Here is a 17684-nt window from a genome sequence, read left to right on the forward strand (position 1 = left end):
CCGATCAGCATGGCGGCATGGCGGGCGTTCGGGCAGAGGTTCGCAGCAGATTGCGCACTTGGCGACAAACCCTGGAAGCGGAATGTTGCTCCGGTGACAAGGAATTACCCCTCGGTAAGAATCATGACCCCATCTCCGGCAGGGGCGTTGCGTTCCCAGGTTACTTGCCCGTAGTGTCCGTGAGCGCTGGAAGTCAGGTTGCTTGGCCCGGTGTTATCCGGAAAGCGTAGCGCCTCGCTGTCGCGGAACGTCGCAACCGCGGGGCTCGGTTTCAACGGCTTCGTCGAGATTCTGTGTCGGGCGAGCCGGGAGTAGTCCAGGAAGGGCGCCAAGAAGGAATGTCGGCAGGCGGTCAGAGTCTTTCGGGTTCGGGACACCGAAAGCCGCCGCCAGGACTTGGAACTCGACTTTGGAGGAACCCATGCGTAAGACCAGGCGCATCGCAACTGTCGTCGGAGTCGCAGCAGGCGCGGTCGCCTTCCTGGCGCCGTCGGCGTCCGCGGCGCCCACCAACTGGACGATCTCCCCGTCCGGTGCCAACTTCACGGCCTCGGCAGGCACGACCACCTTGACGGACGACCTCGGGAACCAGATCACCTGTGCCTCGTCCAGTGCGTCCGGCGCGCTCAAGTCCTCGCCGCAGACCGGTAACCCGGCGACGCTCGCAACAGTTACCGCCGCGGCGTTCAACACGCCGTGCAACGGGCCGCTCGGCAGTACCTGGACGGTGAGTACCGGAACCCCGAGCTGGAACATCAAGGGCACCGACTACACCCCCGGCGGCGGCGACAACGGCACCGGGCTCGTCACGGGCTTCCTCGACAACATCGTCAGCGTGCACCTGACTGGCGACACCATCATCGGTTCGTGTGAGTTCGATGTGTCGGGGTCCGTGGACGGTACCTACCACAACCCGGGCCCCGGCGGCTCGAACGGCAAGCTCAAGGTGGCTGACGCGGGGCTGCACCACCTCACGATCAGCAACAAGACCGGCCCCGCATGCAGCATCGTCGGTGACACCGCGACCTTCGCCGGCGACTACACGGTGCTGTCGGGCTCGACCTCGCCTGTGATCACGGGCAGCTGACAGCGAGCGCCGCTCGCTGAGGGTGGCACTCGGTTCAAGGCGGTGGCCGACCACGGGTGTGGTCGGCCACCGCGCTTCGTGTCCCGCTGTTCCCGGGACTGCTCACTTTTTGACAACGCGGTTGTCGGCAGATGAGCAAACCGCACGCCAGACGTAGTCACCTACGCGACACATTCCTAGACTCCCGCCGATGGGCGAGACGATCGCCGTGGAGGATTCATGGCACTAGCACGCACCCGGCCCGGCACATGCGGTTGGTCTCGCCGTGCCATTGTGCGAGCAGCCCCGGTCGGAGCGGCGTTCCTGCTCGTGGGGGCGATCCCCGGTACGGTCGCCGCCGCCGCAGACCACGGGGAGCGCACCTGGACCGTTTCGCTGCCCTACGAGTGCACGTTGCCGTCCGGTACCTACGACGCGCACGTCGCAGTGACCGCGACCCTGCCACGTACGGTCTCGCCCGGCGAGCAGATCAAACCGACTGACGTCGCGCTCGATGTCAGCCTGCCGGCGTACGTCCTCACGGGGGGCGACGGGACCGCCCCGGACTCCGCCGCCGTTGCGAGCGGTACGGCGGAACTCGACGTCGCGATGACGCAGGAGGGCGCCGCAGGCAAACCGACCATCGCCCCCTGGCGGAACCTGGCCATTCCTGAGACGCAGCTCCCGTCCAAGGGCGACGCCGTGTTCGGCGCGCGGGGCGATGTCCCGTGGGTGTCCAGCGGATCCCGTGGCGATCTCACGCTCACCGTTGGCGAGGTCCGGCTCGTTCTCGGCGTCCGCGCTTCAGGGGCGGACGCCGAGAACACCTCAGAGACCGCGGAGACTGCAGAGGCGGACACGGAGACTGACGTGCGCTGCGCACTCGCCCCGGACACTCAGGCCACCCTGGCTGTGGTGTCCGTCGGACCCTCCACGTCGGCAAAGGGAGAGGTCGGCTCTCCACCGGACCAGCCGCGCGTCTCCGGGGAAACCGCCCCGGACGATGTGCAGCCGAACGCCGCACCGCCCTTCGAGGACCCGGGCAAGGGGTGCACGGTACTCCGAGTGATCGAACCCGGCCCCAAGCCGCTTGCACACGGATACCTTGCCGGGTACGCGAACGCGGCGAAGCTGGGCAGTGCGGTGTTCCTCCAGGAGCCGGCACATCTGGTCGACATTGACCTGCTCACCCGTTTCGAAGTGCTCCTCTGTAACGGCAAGGTTGCAACTCGTTACTACGCGCGGGGCAGGATTTCCGACGAACAGGGAAGGTCGCAGTTCCCGCCGGCTCGGGCCACCATGCTGACCTATGGCTTCATGCCGACGACTGCCACAGTCGAGCTGATCGTGGACGGTCCGGTCAACATCACGGCGTACCCTCTCCTCGTGGCTGGGGTGCAGCACGAGACGGTGATATCCGACGCCAAGGTGTGGATTCGCATCTCGGATGTCAAGGTGAACGGCGTAAAACTCGATGTGGGCCCCAATTGCCGCACCGTCCGGCCGATGGACCAGCGGCTGGTGGGGAAGGGCGGCGTGGACGGGGCCACCCATCAATCCTTCGGTTACACGGTGACCAATGGGGGACCCCTGACCGGGTGGGCCGATATACCGCCGTTCTCGGGCTGCGGGGTCCATGAGGATCTGGACAACGTCTTCACGTCCGCCCTCTCCGGACCCGACAACTTCACGAAGTTGACGCAGGCGCCCCTGTGCGCCACAGAGCCCACCAGCCCGAACAACCGCTACTGCCCGGACCCACCGCGTCCGGACCCGCAACGCTGATACCGATCAGCAAGCGTGTGCTCCCGACCGGCTCGGACGAGCTGACCGGGAGCACACGTTAGTCCGGACCGGGAAGTGGTTCAGCCCACGACGGCGGAGTGCCAGAACTCCGAGAGCTTCTGGCCCGCGGTCGGTGCCCAACTCGACGGCACGTACAGGCTGCTCACGTACGTGGACGCGCTGTTCATGACCAGACTGTTGTTACCGGACGCCGACGGCAGTCCGGTCTTCGCGTTCACGGCGAGATCGATCAGGCCAAGGAGGCCGCAACCGCTGGCTCCGGGCACCGCGAAGTTGCTGTCACCCTGGTTGGCGCCTGTCGCGTCGATCCGGCTCATGTCCGGGAAGGGTGTTTCCAAGTTCAGGGTGCCGTTGCCGTCGAACCGCTGAGTGCGGAAGGCCGGCTGGGTGAGGTTCGCCGGGGTCAGCAGCACCGGGTTGGAGGTCGTACCGATGTAGCAGTTGTCACTCAGGAACGGGTTCTCCAGGTGGATCCGCACCGGGATGGTCACGATCGGCTTGCCCGAGGAGACGCCGTTGGCGAGGCTGAAGTCCCGCGGGGCCCCGACGGATTCCACCGTGGCGTCGATGCGATTGAGTGTTCCGTTGGTGATGCCGTCGCAGATGGCGGAGACCAGCGGGATGTCGCTCGGGCACATGAGCCCCAGCAGACCGCCGGGCACGGTCGCCGTGTCGGCGATCAGCGCGCCGCCCGCCGGGGCGACCACCTGGGTGGTGCCGTCCGACTTCCGGACCACACCGATCTGGAGGTCTGTCGCGCCGGTGGCGACTACGGTGCTGCCGAGCTTGATGGAGCCGCTGCCCGAACTCGAACTGACGCACAGACCGGTCGCGTTCACACCGTCGGCGGCAAGCATGGCGGCATTGTCGACGGGGCAACGCGAGAAGGGACTCCACAGCCCGTTCAGGGTGGCGGCGTTTGCGGGCGGCGCGCCTATCGCAAGAAATGCGGCGGACGCGCCGAGCGTCGCGACGAGAGACATCCGCGCGTGTCGGAATTTGCCATTCCGTCTCATGTTCCATCCTTTCGAGACCGGCCATCGGGTTCGGCCGCAGTGGGCCGCGTCGACATGATGGCCGAGATCACGGCGTGCGTATATTACTGTGCCGTAATTTGTGTTCTCTGGAGCATTTCTGGAATGGCAGTTGTTACACGGATGAGTATCCGGCTTACGTCCCGGTGATCACGGGGGAGACGGTGCCCACGAGCACGGAGTACGTGCCGCTGAGTTCGAAGGTGTCGCTGACGACGGCGCATCCGCTGCCTGTCTTGTTGGACACCGCCAGCTGGTTCCCGGAACCCCCCGCACTCAACACGAGGGTGCCGTTGGAGCCTCCCGCGGTCGGGTTGTCGTAGTCGGCGTCCACGGCTCCCGACAGGTCGAATTCGCAGGTGCCGATGATGCTCTCGATGGTGACGTGCACGGATATGTTGTTGAGGAACCCGACCGCCAGCCCCGTCCCGTGGCTACCGGCGCCGGGCGTGTAGTCGGAGGCGTACCAGCGCCAGTTGACGTGGTTGACGGTCACTATGATCGTGCTGCCGAACGGCCCGCTGCACGGGGGCTGGATGCTTATCGTGGTGAAGTCCGCGATGAGGGCGGGGCTGCCGGGTTGCGGTGAGGGACCGGAGGGTCCGGACATGGAGAGTTCGGGGCAGGTGATCTGATCACCGCCCGTGCCCGTCACGGTGATCGGGCAGGTGACCGTGACACTGCCTGTGGGTGTGATCGTCCACTGCGTCGGCGCTGCGGACGCCGACTGGGCGGCGAGGAGGACTGCCGCAGCGGCGGCTGCGATCGCTGTTAACGCATTCTTGATCCTTCGCATTTGGAGCGGCTCCAATCGCTCGTTCGGTCAGATGGGCTTTCAACCAGGAGCGGCTGGAGGCGACTGTAGAGCTGTGCTTTGGGCGCGACAAGGAACTGTCCGGCTATTGCGAAACGATCTCCATGCGGGCGATGAATGGCCGGCCCGCACACCGAAGTGCCTCGCGGCCACTATTGGAAAGTGCGCAATTTTGCGCAGAAAACGCCAGCGACGCTGCCGCGGAAGTGCAGTCGGGTGCGGGTAGGTGACTTGGCGTAGTTCGCGTCGTTCACGCCGATCGTGGGGCGGGAATCCGGCGCCCGGGCAGGGTTCGTCGTAGTGCGGCCGCGTGGGAGGTTGCCGATACGGACAGCGCGGGTGCCGTTGGGGTGGCGGTCGGGGTGATGCCCGCGCAGGTGCTGCAGATGCCGGTGGGCTGGTTGCGGGGGAGTGGGTCGCGGCACTCGGCGCATTCCGGGAGTGGGGTGGCTGGGGCCGCCGGGTCCCTGCGGAGGCGGGGTTTGGGGAGCTTGCGGGTGAGGCGGTTCGCCAGGAGGTGGCGGGGTGAGTGGATCACCCTGGGCAGGCCCGAGGTGAGGGCTGCGCGGAGTTCTGGTTCGGTGCAGCCGTGGTCGACCCATGTGGCCGCCAGGGGAGCGAGCGTGAGGGCGTCGGCCGGGGCGAGGGTGAGTCTGGGTTCCGTCGCGGTGATGCGGGTGAGGAGCGCGGCTGCCCGGGTCTGCTCCGGGGTGGGTTCCGGCTCGGCTTCTGGGGTCTTGCGCGTCGGCCGTTCGGGCGCCTCGCCCGCCCACCCTTCGGGTGATTCGGGCTTCGTCGCGGCCGGCGGCGGGGTGGGAGGTTTTTCATCCCGGGTTTTCAACCCCGTAGGGGACGTGCCTGGTTGTCCGTCTGCCGCATCACCGGTTCCCGCCGGCAGGGGAAGCGGAGAGCCGGTGGGGCGCGGTACGTCCGAGACGTACGTCCAGGTCGTGATGTAGCCGGTGTCCGGGTCGCGGTCGGTGACGCGGTGGTAGTAGCCGGCCGCAATCAGCTCGTTCATCGCCTTGGCGACGCCGCGTCGGCCCAGGTGCGGGTGGTTGTCGGCGAGGGTGCGGACATCTTCGCGGGAGCCGTCGGGGAGGGAGAGCAAGTAGGCGAGCAGTCCACGGGCGGTGAAACTGAGCCGGTTGTCCCGGAGGACGTCGTTGCCGAGGACCGTGAAGGAGCGCGTGCGCGCGCTAAGGTGGATACGCATCGAAGGGTCCTTTTCCTTCTTCGGTGTCAGACCCCGGGGTGTTGGCGCACCGCCGGGGTCAATCTGTGAGCTTGTGACTGCGGAGCGTAGCGGCTCGACCGATCAACTTCCAGGCGTGGCCAGGGCCTTGCACTCAGCGATGCGCGGGCCGGGCGGCCTGTCACTCGTCCCGGTACGGATCCCTAAGCCGCAGGAGTCTGTTCGCCGTCTCCAGGACCTCCGACGGGTACGCGTCGCCGGGGAGGTAGAAGCGGCCGCGGGTGCGTCGGACTGCCTGGAGGAGGCCGGCTTCCGTCAGGTCCTGCAGGTCCCTCTGGGCCTGCTTGGCGGACAGGCCCTCCGCGCGCTGGTAGCGCGAGCGGCGGACACGCCAGCGAGAGCGACATCGTGCAGCGCGGTGATCTGGCGAAGCGGATCCAGGGTGCCGCGTCCCTGTCTGGTGACCAGACCGGGCCGCCGGTCAGCGCGAGCACTTTGTAGAACTCCCAGGTGTTGCCCGGCCTGCCCAGCCATTCCTCGATCGAGCTGAACTCCGGTGCCAGGATGCCTTCCCGGGAGATGAGCAGTGTCTGGACGGAGCGGGACATGCGTCCGTTGCCGTCGGGCCAGGGGTGGATGCAGACCAGGCTGAGGTGGGCCATGGCCGCCCTGATCAGCGCCGGTCGGTCGAGGTCGCCCTCGTTCAGCCAGTCGATGAACTCCGCCATCAGGCCGGGGGCCAGCTCCCCGTCGGGCGCCGTGTAAGCGGCGATTCGGGGGTTGGCTGGATCAGTCACGTACATCGCGCCGCGACGCCACTGGCCGGCCTTCCGGCTGCCGTGATGGCCCTGGAGCATCCAGTGCAGTGCGTTGAGCTGGCCTTTGCTGTAGGAGAAGTCCGGTGCGTCGTGCAGGGACTGGATGTACGTCATCATCTGCTGGTAGGCCAGGGTCTCGGCCTTGTTCTCGTCGGAGGCGTCCACGTCCTGTTCGCCGTCCAGAAGGTCCTCGACGTCGCGGGAGTCCAGTCGGTAGCCCTCGATGCTGTTCGACGCGGCGATGGCGTCGGCGGTGAGGGCTTGGCGCAGGCCCTGCTGCCGCTTCAGCGGCACGTTCCGGACCTGGTGCCGCAGGTCGCTGCGCATGGCGTCGATCGCGCCAAGGACGCGTTCGTCGGCCGCGCTGAGGTGGGGGGTCTCGAAGAGCATGTCCCCATGGTGGCCACATTGCGATGCGTTGGCTCGCCCGTGCTCTGGAACGAGGTCCACGGCGTCCTCGGGCGGGAAGCGGTGGAGTGGTGACCGGGAAGTGGGTGGCGTCATTCCGCACAAACCCCCTATCGCGAGCGATCTTGTAAATGGCACGATTAGGGCGGCGTACACGCCATTTCTCGTCATCCGATGAAAGTGTGACCGTCAACAGATGCGCATATCCCTCGGCCCGGCCCACCGCACCGCCGGTGCGGCCGTGCTCTCCCTGGCGGCCGCCGTCAGCGGGCTCGTCTTCCCCTCCACCGCGCACGCGGCCGTGACCTGCTCGGCAGGCGTGTGGAAGGCGCAGTACTTCGCCAACACCACCCTCTCCGGCACTCCCAAGGCCACCGTCTGCGATTCCGCCATCTCCGAGAACTACGGCTACGGCGACCCCTCCGGTGTGACCCTGCCGAGCAACTACTTCGGCGTCCGCTGGAGCACCACCCGTAACTTCGGCTCGGGCGGCCCCTTCGATCTGAGCGTCGCCGTCCAGGACGGCGCCCGCGTCTACATCGACGGCTACAAGAAGATCGACCTGTGGCGCAACGTCAGTTCGACGCAGAAGAAGACCGTCCGCCTCACCATGCCGCGCGGCACTCACACCCTGCGTGTGGACTTCGGCGCCTTCACCGGCACCGCCAACATCGCGTTCAGCTACAAGCCGGTCATCAGCTCCACGTACGACAAGACGGCCCCGCTGGCCCCGGTCGGCGTGAAGGCGGGCTACTCGGCGTCCACCCTGAAGACGACCCTGTCCTGGTCCCGCAACTACGAGATGGACCTGGCCGGTTACCGCGTCTACCGGCGCCCCGCCGGCACCACCACCTGGAGCCTGCGCAACTCCACCCTGATCACGGGCACCTCCTTCACCGACGCACCCGCGGCCACCGGCGCCACCTACGAGTACGCCGTCCGCGCGGTCGACCGTGTCGGCCTCGCCTCCGCGCTGTCCGCCGTGGTGCGCGTCGTCAGCGCCGACAGGACGGCCCCCGCCGTGCCCACCGGGCTCACGGCCCTGTACGACCCGACCGCCGGCGTCCGGCTCTCCTGGACCGCGGTGAGCGGGGCGAGCTCCTACGAGGTGCAGCGGGCCCTCGCGCCCGAGGGGCCGTTCGCGCCCGTCGGCTCGCTCACGCAGACCCCCGCCCTGACCGACCCGTCCGCCCTCGTGGGCACGACGTACTACTACCGGGTGCGGGCCAAGGACAGCGCGGGCAACGCCTCCGCGTACTCCGTGCCCGTCCAGCTCGACGCGACCGAGGCCAAGCCGCTGCCGCCGTCGAGCGTCTCCGCCAACGGCTGGGTCGACCGCAACACCGTCGGCTGGAAGTACGACGGCGACGCGACCCACCGCTTCCACGTCTACGCCGCCGCGTCGGCCACCGGCCCGTGGACCCGGCTGACCGACACCCCGGTCACCGGCCCGGCGTACGAGGACTACGCGGCGCCCGTCGGCGAGGTGCGCTACTACAAGGTCAGCACGGTCACGACGCGCGGCACGGAGTCGGACCTGTCCGCGACGGCCTCGGCCACCCGCACCGGCGACACCACCCCGCCGCACATGCCGTACGGCCTGGACGCCTGGGACGCCACCGACGGCGTGCACATCTCCTGGACGCCCAACACCGACGACACGGACCACTACCTCGTCCTGCGCAAGCCGATGTTCGGCGCGTGGGAGGAGATCGCCACGGTGTGGGGCGACAAGTACGTGGACACCGCCACCCCCGTCGACGTGCAGTTCGGCTACACCGTCCGCGCCGTCGACGCGGCCGGCAACGTCTCCCCGCTGCCCGAGCCGGGCTACGGCACGGTCTACGGCAAGCGCCTCCCGGTCTACGAGAAGCCGGCCGCGCCGGCCTCGGTGACCGCGACGGCCGAGAACGGCGACGTGAAGGTGGAGTGGACCGCGAGCACGTCGACCGACGTGGCCGGCTACTACGTCTACCGCACCACCGGCACCGACCCCGCCTCGGCCTACTCGGTCTCCCCGCTCCTCACCGGGACGACGTTCACGAACGAGGACGTGCCCGCCGGCAAGACCTGGCGCTACGTGGTGCGCGTCGTCAGCACGCACAGCCAGTGGTCCGACTTCTCGCCGATGGCAGAGGTCACCGTCCCCTGCCCGGTCCTCACCGGACCGCCCACCCCCCGGATCACCGGAGGCGGCCGGGGCGCGGACTACGCCCAGATCAACTGGGAGGCCGGCGCGTGCGACCAGGGCGCGACCGTCTCGTACAACGTGTACCGGTCGACGTCCAGCGCTGACGTCTTCACCCCTGAGCACCGCATCGCCACGGGCGTGACGGCACTGACGTACACGGACCCCGGTCTGGCGCCGGCGTACTACTACTACGTCGTCACGGCCGTGGCCGCGGACGGGACCGAATCGGCCCCGCAGGCCTCGCCGTTCGGGATCTCGATGATGGCGCCGTAACGCCTCACCCGATCCCTCGGCCCCCGCCGCCCGGACGCTCTCACGTGTCCGGGCGGCGGGGGCCTTTGCGTTGGATGACAAATCGACAAAGCCGGTGTGTCGCCTTGTACCCCATCCGCCGCCCCGCGGTGCACGGGTACCGGCGGGGAATTACTCACTTTTGGATGAGGTGCCTCCCCGAATCACTCGCGCCGCGACAACGAATTACGCGCCTTCGGTAGTCCCTCGAATTTCTCGGAAACGACTATTGCGCGCCTGGTTACCCGTGCGTAACGTCCCCTTCGCGAAGCCCTGTCGGGGGTTCGCGGCCCGCCGTGTCCCCCTCCGCGGCCTGTTCCGTGCTGCCGTCTGCCGGGCGACGCAGCCTCCATCCAGCGGTCCGCCGCAACGTGTTCCGATCGAAGGGATGCACCCATGCACCACCTGTCTGCGCACCCAGCGCCGACTGTGCGCGGCCGCCCCGGACTGCGGGCCCCGCGGCTCCGGCGGACTCCCGGTCCTACCGACGAGCGGCCTGTTTGCTCAGCCCGGGACAACGCCCCGGGGGCTTTTTGTCATTCGATGACAATGGACGCTCCCGACCCCTGCGCAATTCCGTCCGCTGTGCTGAGATTTGGCCCGCAGATCGTCAGGGGGATATGACATGGGCATCGAGGTCCAGGTCGAGGGGATCACGAAGTCCTTCGGCCGGCAACGGGTGTGGGAGGACGTGTCCCTCACCCTGCCCGCCGGGGAGATCAGCGTCATGCTCGGCCCCTCCGGCACGGGCAAGACCGTCTTTCTGAAGTCCCTCATCGGGCTGCTCAAGCCCGAGAGCGGGCGGGTCATGGTCGACGGCGTCGACATGGTCAACAGCCGGGAGCGGGACGTCTTCGAGGCCCGGAAGAAGTTCGGGCTGATGTTCCAGGACGGGGCCCTCTTCGGGTCGCTGTCCCTCTTCGACAACATCGCCTTCCCGCTGCGTGAGCACACCCGCAAGCGCGAGTCCGAGATCCGCGAGATCGTGCTGGAGCGGATGGACATGGTCGGCCTCATCGGGGCCGAGGGGAAGCTGCCCGGAGAGATCTCCGGCGGTATGCGGAAGCGGGCGGGGCTCGCGCGGGCGCTCGTGCTCGACCCCGAGATCATCCTGTGCGACGAGCCCGACTCGGGGCTCGATCCCGTACGGACCGCCCACATCTCGCAGTTGCTCGTCGATCTCAACGCCCAGATCGACGCGACGATGCTGATCGTCACGCACAACATCGACATCGCCGAGACCGTCCCCGACAACATCGGCATGCTCTTCCGCCGCAACCTCGTCACCTTCGGGCCCCGCGAGGTGCTGCTCACCAGTCGTGAGGCCGTCGTCTCCCAGTTCCTCAGCGGCAGTACGTACGGTCCCATCGGGATGTCCGAGGAGAAGGACGCCGCCGCCCTCGCCGCCGAGCAACTCAACGGCGACAACGGCTGGCAGCCCCGCGAGATCGTCCCCCAGCTCGAGCCCTCCGCCGGGATGCCCGCCCGCCAGGCCGTGTTCCGGCGCCGCGAGCGCGTGCTCGGGCTGATGGGTCAGTTGCCGCCGGCCGCGCGGGACGCGATCGCCGCCAGCCTCGCACGGCCTGGCACGGCACCCGCCCCCGCGACCCCGACCATGCCGGACACCCCCGTAGGCCCGCCGCCGTACCCGATCCACCCGCCGGCCCCCGAGGCGGACACCGTGCGCATGCCCGAGGTCCCGCCCTCCGCCGTCCTGCCCCCGGTCACCTGGGGCCGGGAGGGTGAGGGCCAGTGACCGCCGCCATCCCCCCGGCCGCGATGCCCGGTGAGGAGCCGGCGCCGGGACAAGCGCCGGAACCCGCCGCGCCCAAGAAGGCCGAGGCGCCCCCGCAGCCCGTCCCCGGCCTCGGCGCCCTCCGCGAGACCGGCAAGCTGTTCGCGCTCGCCGTGTCCGTCGCCCGGCTCATCTTCAAGCGGCCGTTCCAGCTGCGGGAGTTCGTCGAGCAGTTCTGGTTCATCGCCAGCGTGACGATCCTGCCCGCCGCCCTCGTCTCCATCCCCTTCGGCGCCGTCATCGCACTCCAGGTCGGCTCGCTCACCGAGCAGTTCGGCGCGCAGTCCTTCACCGGCGGCGCCAGCGTCCTCGCCGTCATCCAGCAGGCGTCGCCGCTCATCGTCGCCCTGCTGATCTCCGGCGCCGGCGGCTCCGCCATCTGCGCCGACCTCGGCTCGCGGAAGATCCGCGAGGAGCTGGACGCCATGGAAGTCATGGGCGTCTCGCCCGTCCAGCGGCTCGTCGTACCGCGCGTGCTCGCCACGATGGGCGTCGCCGTGCTCCTCAACGGGCTCGTCTCCGTCGTCGGCACCCTCGGCGGCTACTTCTTCAACGTCATCATGCAGGGCGGCACCCCGGGCGCGTACCTCTCCAGCTTCTCCGCCCTGGCGCAGCTGCCCGACCTCTACATCAGCGAGATCAAGGCCCTGATCTTCGGCTTCATCGCCGGGATCGTCGCCGCCTACCGCGGCCTCAACCCCCGCGGCGGCCCGAAGGGTGTCGGCGACGCGGTCAACCAGTCCGTCGTCATCACCTTCCTCCTGCTCTTCCTCGTCAACGCCATCCTGACCTCCATCTATCTCCAGATCGTCCCGCCGAAGGGAGGCTGAGCGAGCGATGGCCCTGCTGGAACGGGACCCGGCGGCGCAGCCGCTGCCACCGGAGCCCCCGCAACCACCCGACGCGCCCGAACGCCGCCGCGTCGACCTCGACCGCTATCTGCGCTGGCTCGACCTCGCCGGCGACCAACTGCTGTTCTACGTCCGCGCCCTGTTGTGGATACCGCGCACCCTGCGCCGCTATCTGAAAGAGGTGCAGCGGCTGCTCGCCGAGGTCGCCTTCGGCAGCGGCGGGCTCGGCGTCATCGGCGGCACCATCGGCGTGATGTTCGCGATGACCCTGTTCACCGGCACAGTCGTCGGCCTGCAGGGGTACGCGGCGCTCAACCAGATCGGCACCGCTGCCTTCACCGGCTTCGTCTCCGCGTACTTCAACACCCGTGAGATCGCACCGCTGGTCGCCGGGCTCGCCCTCTCCGCCACCGTCGGCGCGGGCTTCACCGCCCAGCTCGGCGCGATGCGCATCAACGAGGAGGTCGACGCGCTGGAGGGCATGGGCGTGCGGTCCATGCCGTACCTGGTGACGACCCGGATCATCGCGGGTGTGGTGGCGATCGTGCCGCTGTACGGGATCGGGCTGCTCAGCTCGTATCTGGCGTCCCGCACCATCACCGTGGTCTACAACGGCCAGTCCACCGGCACGTACGACCACTACTTCAACCTCTTCCTCTCACCGGCCGACGTGCTGCTGTCGATCCTCAAAGTGCTGATCTTCAGCGTGATGGTGATCCTCGCGCACTGCTACTACGGCTTCCGCGCCACCGGCGGCCCCGCCGGCGTGGGGGTGGCCGTGGGCCGGTCGGTGCGGACCGCCATCGTCCTGATCGCGCTCACGGACTTCTTCCTGAGCCTGGCGATCTGGGGCACCACGACGACCGTGAAGGTGGCCGGATGAGCACGCACGTTCTCGGCCGCCGCGCCGCCGGGCTGGTGTTCCTGCTGGTCCTGGCGCTGCTGGTGTGGCTGTCGGTGGCCATCTACAACAAGGACTTCCAGGACTCCGCGACCGTCACCGTCGAGACCGCCTCCGTCGGCAACGAGATGCACCCCTACGCCGAGGTCAAGATGCGCGGTGTCGTCGTCGGCGAGGTACGGAAGATCGACGCCGACGCGGACGGCGACGGGGCGCGGCTGACCCTGGCGATGAAGCCCGGCACGCTGGGCGACATCCCGGCGGACGTCACCGCGCAGATGCTGCCGACCACCCTCTTCGGTGAGCGGTACGTGGCGCTGGTCCCGTCCGACACGGCGGCGGTCGGCGACACGCTCACCGCCGGGGCCGTCATCCCGCAGGACCGCAGCGCCAACGCCATCGAGCTGGAGCAGGTGCTCAGCGACGTACTGCCGCTGCTCACCGCCGTAAAGCCGGACCAGCTGTCCGCGACGCTCACCGCGCTCGCCGACGCGCTGAAGGACCGGGGGCAGCAGCTCGGCGAGACGCTCGTCCAGCTCGACGCGCATCTGAAGAAGCTGAACCCCAACCTGCCCACGCTGAACGAGGACATCAAGCGGCTGGTGGAGTTCAGCCAGCTGTACGCCGACGCCGCTCCCGACCTCGTCCAGGCGCTCGGGGACGCGACCACCACCAGCGCCACCATCGCCGAGAAGAGCGACGGGCTGGTCACCGCGTACGGGGCCGCGACCGCCTTCGCGCAGGACCTGGAGCTGTTCTTGGAGCAGAACGAGGACAACATCATCCGGCTCGGCGAGTCCAGCCGCCCCACGGTGGAGCTGATGGCCCGCTACTCGCCGGCGTTCGCCTGCACGCTGCGGACGATGGCGGACTTCGTGCCCGTGATGGACAAGGTGCTCGGCAAGGGTACGAAGAAGCCCGGCCTGCACATCGACGTGACCGTCGTCCCGCCGCGCGGCAAGTACGTGCCCGGCAAGGACACCCCGAGGTACACCGCGTCCGGCGGCCCGCACTGCTACGGCGTCCCCTACACCGGGAAGCCGAAGCGGGCCACGACCACCGCGGCGCCCGAATCGGCGTCCGCCACCGTGACCAAGGTCGACGGCGGCCTCGGGATGCCCAACTCGCCCGAGGAGAACGAGCTGGTCAACGAGCTGCTCGCGGCCGGCGCCGGACAGGGCGAACCGCTGCCCGACTGGTCGAGCCTGCTCGCCGGGCCCGTCTTCCGCGGGACGGAGGTGACCCTCCAGTGACCCGCAGCTCCCTGCTCGGACCCCTGGTCAAGTCGCTGATCTTCGTGCTGGTGACCGTCCTGGCGACCACCGTGCTGGCGTTCTCCATCGCCAACACCGGTGTCGGCGACACCGACAGCTACCGGGCCCGCTTCACCGACGTCACCGGCCTCATCGAGGGCGACGGCGTGCGGGTCGCCGGGGTGAAGGTCGGCGAGGTGGAGTCCATCCGCATCGTCGACCGCCGGTACGCGGAGGTGAAGTTCACCGTGCGCGAGGGGCGCAAGGTGCCCGCCTCCGCCACCGCGTCCATCAAGTACCTGAACATGGTCGGGCAGCGCTACATCGACCTCGACCAGGGCGCGGGCGAGGTGGGCAGGAGCCTGCCGCCCGGCGGGGTCATCCCGCAGCAGCGCACCCAGCCGGCGCTGGACCTCACCCAGCTGTTCAACGGCTTCCAGCCGCTGTTCCAGGGCCTGTCGCCGCAGGACACCAACAAGCTCGCCACCGAGATCATCCAGGTGCTGCAGGGCGAGGGCACCACGGTGGACTCCCTGATGGAGACCGTCGGCTCGCTGACCTCCACCCTCGCCACCAAGGACAAGGTCATCGGCGACGTCATCGACAACCTCACCCAGGTCGTCGAGACCGTCAACGACCGCGAGAGCAAGTTCAACGACCTGCTCGTCACCCTGCAGGACCTCGTCTCGGGCTTCGCCGGCGACCGTGAGCCGCTTGGCGACGCGATCAGCGCGATGTCCGACCTGACCGTCGCCACCGCGGACCTCGTCGACGACGGACGCGCGCCCATCAAGGAGGACATCCACCAGCTGGGCCGACTGTCGAAGACCCTCGCCGACAACAGCAAGCAGGTGGAGGACTTCCTGCGGCTCACCCCGGTGAAGATGAACGCCCTCGCCCGGCTCAGCTCGTACGGCTCGTGGTTCAACCTCTATCTCTGCGAGGCCACCGTGTCCGGCGTCACCACCGAGGACGGCAGCGCGCCGCCCACGGGCATCACCGTCCAGGTCGCGAGGTGCACCGCATGAGCCGGCCACGCCTCCTGAAGCCGATCCGCGAACGCAACCCCGTCGGGGTGGCTCTGGTGGGCCTGGTCGTGCTGGCGCTCGCCGGGCTCCTCGCGTACCGCGCCGACGCGCTGCCGCTGATCGGCCGCGGCGGTACGACGTACACCGCCGACTTCAAGGAGTCGGCGGGGCTGACCGACGGCGACGAGGTGCGCATCGCCGGCGTGAAGGTCGGCGAGGTCACCGGGGTCGGGCTCGACGGCGCCAAGGTGAAGGTCACCTTCACGGTGCGCGACGCCTGGGTCGGGAACGGCAGCCGGGCCGGGATCGCCATCAAGACGCTGCTCGGCGACAAGTACCTGGCCGTGGAGCCCCTCGGCGACGCCCCGCAGGACCCGGGCAGCCGGATCCCCGTCAGCCGGACCACCTCGCCGTACGACGTGACGGACGCCTTCCAGGACCTGTCGTCGACGTTCGGCGAGATCGACTCCGCGAAGCTCGGCGAGAGCTTCGAGGTGATCGCCGCCACCTTCGAGAACACCCCGCCGAACGTGAAGCGGGCCGCCGAGGGGCTCTCCGCCCTGTCGCGGACCGTGTCCTCGCGGGACTCGGAGCTGTCGCGGCTGCTGGGCGGCAGCGACCGGATCTCCAAGACGCTCGCCGACCAGAGCGCGCGCTTCGAGACGCTGCTCACCGACGGGAACCTGCTGCTCGGCGAGATCCGGCAGCGGCGCACCGCCATCCACTCGCTGCTGATCGGCGCCCAGGACCTGGGGCGGGAGCTGAGCGGGCTGGTCGACGACAACAACGAGCAGATCGGGCCGACGCTGGACGCCCTGGACCGGGTCACCGAGGTGCTGCAGCGCAACGAGAAGAACCTGGAGAAGGCCATCGCGGTGGCCGGCCCCTACTACCGGCTCGTCGGCAACGCGCTGGGCAACGGGCGCTGGTTCGACTCGTACCTGTGCGGTCTGGTGCCGAAGAACTACCTGCCGCCGGGCACACCGCCCGCGAACGACTGCATGCCGCCCAAGACCAAGTCGAACGCGGGAGGCCGCTGATGGCAGTCGGAACCATGCCGCGCCGGGGCCTCGGCGCGCGCCTGCGCGACGCCGCGGGCGGCTTCTCCGGGCGCCGTCTGGTCGTACCCCTGATCGTCCTGGCGCTGCTCGCGGCAGGCGGGGTGTACGGCGCGCGGGCGCTGACGAAGGAGAAAGGGACGCGCTTCACGGCGTACTTCGACGCCGCCGTCGGCGTACACGAGGGCTCCGATCTGCGGATCCTCGGCGTGGCGGTCGGCACCGTCGACTCCATCGACCCGCAGGGGACGACGGTGAAGGTCACCGGCACCCTCGACCACGGCATCAAGGTGCCGGCGGACGTGCAGGCGGTCGTCGTGTCGCCGAGCGTCGTCTCCGGGCGCTACATCCAGCTGAGTCCCGCGTACGAGAGCGGGCCGACGCTCGGCGAAGGCGACGAGATCCCCGCGAGCCGCACCGCCACACCCGTCGAGATCGACCAGCTCTACGAGAGCATCACCGACCTCACCGACGCGCTCGGGCCGAACGGCGCCAACAAGGACGGCGCGCTCAGCCGGCTCGTCGACAGCGGGGCGGCGAACCTCGGCGGCAACGGCAAGGCGATCGGCGACTCCATCAAGGAGTTCGGCGCCGCCACCCAGACGCTGTCCGGGGCGAGCCCCCAGCTGTTCTCCACCATCAAGAACCTGCAGCAGTTCACCACCATGCTGAAGGACAACGACTCGGCCGTCCGCGACGCGGAGCGGCAGCTGTCCGACGTCACCACCTTCCTCGCCGACGACAAGGAGCTGCTGTCGGGGGCGCTGCGCGAACTCGCCGGGGCGCTCGGCAAGGTGGAGACGTTCGTCAAGGACAACCGGGCCAAGCTGAAGGGCAACGTCGACAAGCTCGCCGGCATCACCCAGGCCCTGGTCCGCCAGCGCGCCTCGCTCGCCGAGATGCTCGACGTGGCGCCCCTCGCCGCGGACAACTTCCTGAAGACCTACAACCCCGACTCCCGCACCATCGACGGCCGCGGCAACCTCCTCGAACTCGCCCCGGGCCGCAACGTCGACCCGCCCGCCGAGGACCCCGGCACCGCCGGGCTGGTCAAGGTCCCCGAGAGCCGCCAGGAGTCGCTGCCCGCCCTGCCGCTGCCGACCGTCGGCGACGTGTACGGCACACCCCAGGACGAGGGGGACACCCGATGAGCAGACGCGATCCGAAGACCGTCG

The 17684-nt window shown here is 69.0% G+C and carries 14 protein-coding genes; 10 read left to right on the plus strand and 4 right to left on the minus strand.

The genetic code is table 11. The features are described 5' to 3' along the window. The first annotated feature begins 409 nt into the window (after window positions 1-409). Window positions 410-1087, plus strand: coding sequence for a hypothetical protein (locus tag AB0M28_RS05370; protein ID WP_365398069.1), 678 nt, complete (start codon window positions 410-412; stop codon window positions 1085-1087). A 219-nt stretch (window positions 1088-1306) separates the two neighbouring features. Next, complete coding sequence (locus tag AB0M28_RS05375; protein WP_365398072.1) at window positions 1307-2851, plus strand: DUF6801 domain-containing protein; 1545 nt, start codon at window positions 1307-1309, stop codon at window positions 2849-2851. An 80-nt stretch (window positions 2852-2931) separates the two neighbouring features. Here the strand turns inward: AB0M28_RS05375 and AB0M28_RS05380 are convergent, their stop codons facing one another. The 4 genes from AB0M28_RS05380 to AB0M28_RS05395 form a co-directional block, all read right to left on the minus strand. Next, on the minus strand, window positions 2932-3888 hold the full coding sequence (locus AB0M28_RS05380; RefSeq protein WP_365398075.1) for a hypothetical protein: 957 nt from the start codon (window positions 3886-3888) through the stop codon (window positions 2932-2934). Between the two features lie 154 nt (window positions 3889-4042). Further along, the gene (locus tag AB0M28_RS05385) at window positions 4043-4402 is read right to left on the minus strand and encodes a hypothetical protein (protein ID WP_365398078.1); all 360 of its coding nucleotides are present in this window, start codon (window positions 4400-4402) and stop codon (window positions 4043-4045) included. Between the two features lie 568 nt (window positions 4403-4970). Then, the gene (locus tag AB0M28_RS05390) at window positions 4971-5936 is read right to left on the minus strand and encodes a hypothetical protein (protein ID WP_365398081.1); all 966 of its coding nucleotides are present in this window, start codon (window positions 5934-5936) and stop codon (window positions 4971-4973) included. Between the two features lie 182 nt (window positions 5937-6118). Next, window positions 6119-7123 (minus strand): Fic family protein, encoded by a 1005-nt coding sequence (locus AB0M28_RS05395; RefSeq protein ID WP_365398084.1) that lies wholly within the window; start codon window positions 7121-7123, stop codon window positions 6119-6121. A gap of 214 nt (window positions 7124-7337) precedes the next feature. On the opposite strand from AB0M28_RS05395, the gene AB0M28_RS05400 reads away from it, so the two are divergent. The 8 genes from AB0M28_RS05400 to AB0M28_RS05435 all read left to right on the plus strand — a co-directional run bounded on the left by AB0M28_RS05400 (window position 7338) and on the right by AB0M28_RS05435 (window position 17660). Continuing rightward, window positions 7338-9605, plus strand: coding sequence for a PA14 domain-containing protein (locus AB0M28_RS05400; RefSeq protein ID WP_365398087.1), 2268 nt, complete (start codon window positions 7338-7340; stop codon window positions 9603-9605). Between the two features lie 643 nt (window positions 9606-10248). Then, on the plus strand, window positions 10249-11379 hold the full coding sequence (locus tag AB0M28_RS05405) for an ATP-binding cassette domain-containing protein (protein WP_365398090.1): 1131 nt from the start codon (window positions 10249-10251) through the stop codon (window positions 11377-11379). A gap of 23 nt (window positions 11380-11402) precedes the next feature. Next, a complete protein-coding gene (locus AB0M28_RS05410) occupies window positions 11403-12248 on the plus strand; it encodes an ABC transporter permease (RefSeq protein ID WP_365398172.1) in 846 nt (281 codons plus the stop codon). Window positions 12249-12255: 7 nt separating this feature from the next. Next, window positions 12256-13152, plus strand: coding sequence for an ABC transporter permease (locus AB0M28_RS05415; protein WP_365398091.1), 897 nt, complete (start codon window positions 12256-12258; stop codon window positions 13150-13152). Continuing rightward, window positions 13149-14423: an MCE family protein gene (locus AB0M28_RS05420; RefSeq protein ID WP_365398094.1), complete on the plus strand. Its 1275-nt coding sequence runs from the start codon at window positions 13149-13151 to the stop codon at window positions 14421-14423. The genes AB0M28_RS05415 and AB0M28_RS05420 overlap by 4 nt, the downstream gene beginning before the upstream one ends. Next, window positions 14420-15451, plus strand: coding sequence for an MCE family protein (locus AB0M28_RS05425; RefSeq protein WP_365398096.1), 1032 nt, complete (start codon window positions 14420-14422; stop codon window positions 15449-15451). Before AB0M28_RS05420 ends, AB0M28_RS05425 begins: the two co-directional genes overlap by 4 nt. Beyond that, complete coding sequence (locus AB0M28_RS05430) at window positions 15448-16491, plus strand: MCE family protein (protein WP_365398099.1); 1044 nt, start codon at window positions 15448-15450, stop codon at window positions 16489-16491. The genes AB0M28_RS05425 and AB0M28_RS05430 overlap by 4 nt, the downstream gene beginning before the upstream one ends. Further along, a complete protein-coding gene (locus AB0M28_RS05435; RefSeq protein WP_365398102.1) occupies window positions 16491-17660 on the plus strand; it encodes an MCE family protein in 1170 nt (389 codons plus the stop codon). The genes AB0M28_RS05430 and AB0M28_RS05435 overlap by 1 nt, the downstream gene beginning before the upstream one ends. The last annotated feature ends 24 nt before the right edge of the window (window positions 17661-17684 follow it).

The organism is Streptomyces sp. NPDC051940, from assembly GCF_040680895.1.
In the GTDB taxonomy this organism is placed as follows: Bacteria; Actinomycetota; Actinomycetes; order Streptomycetales; family Streptomycetaceae; genus Streptomyces.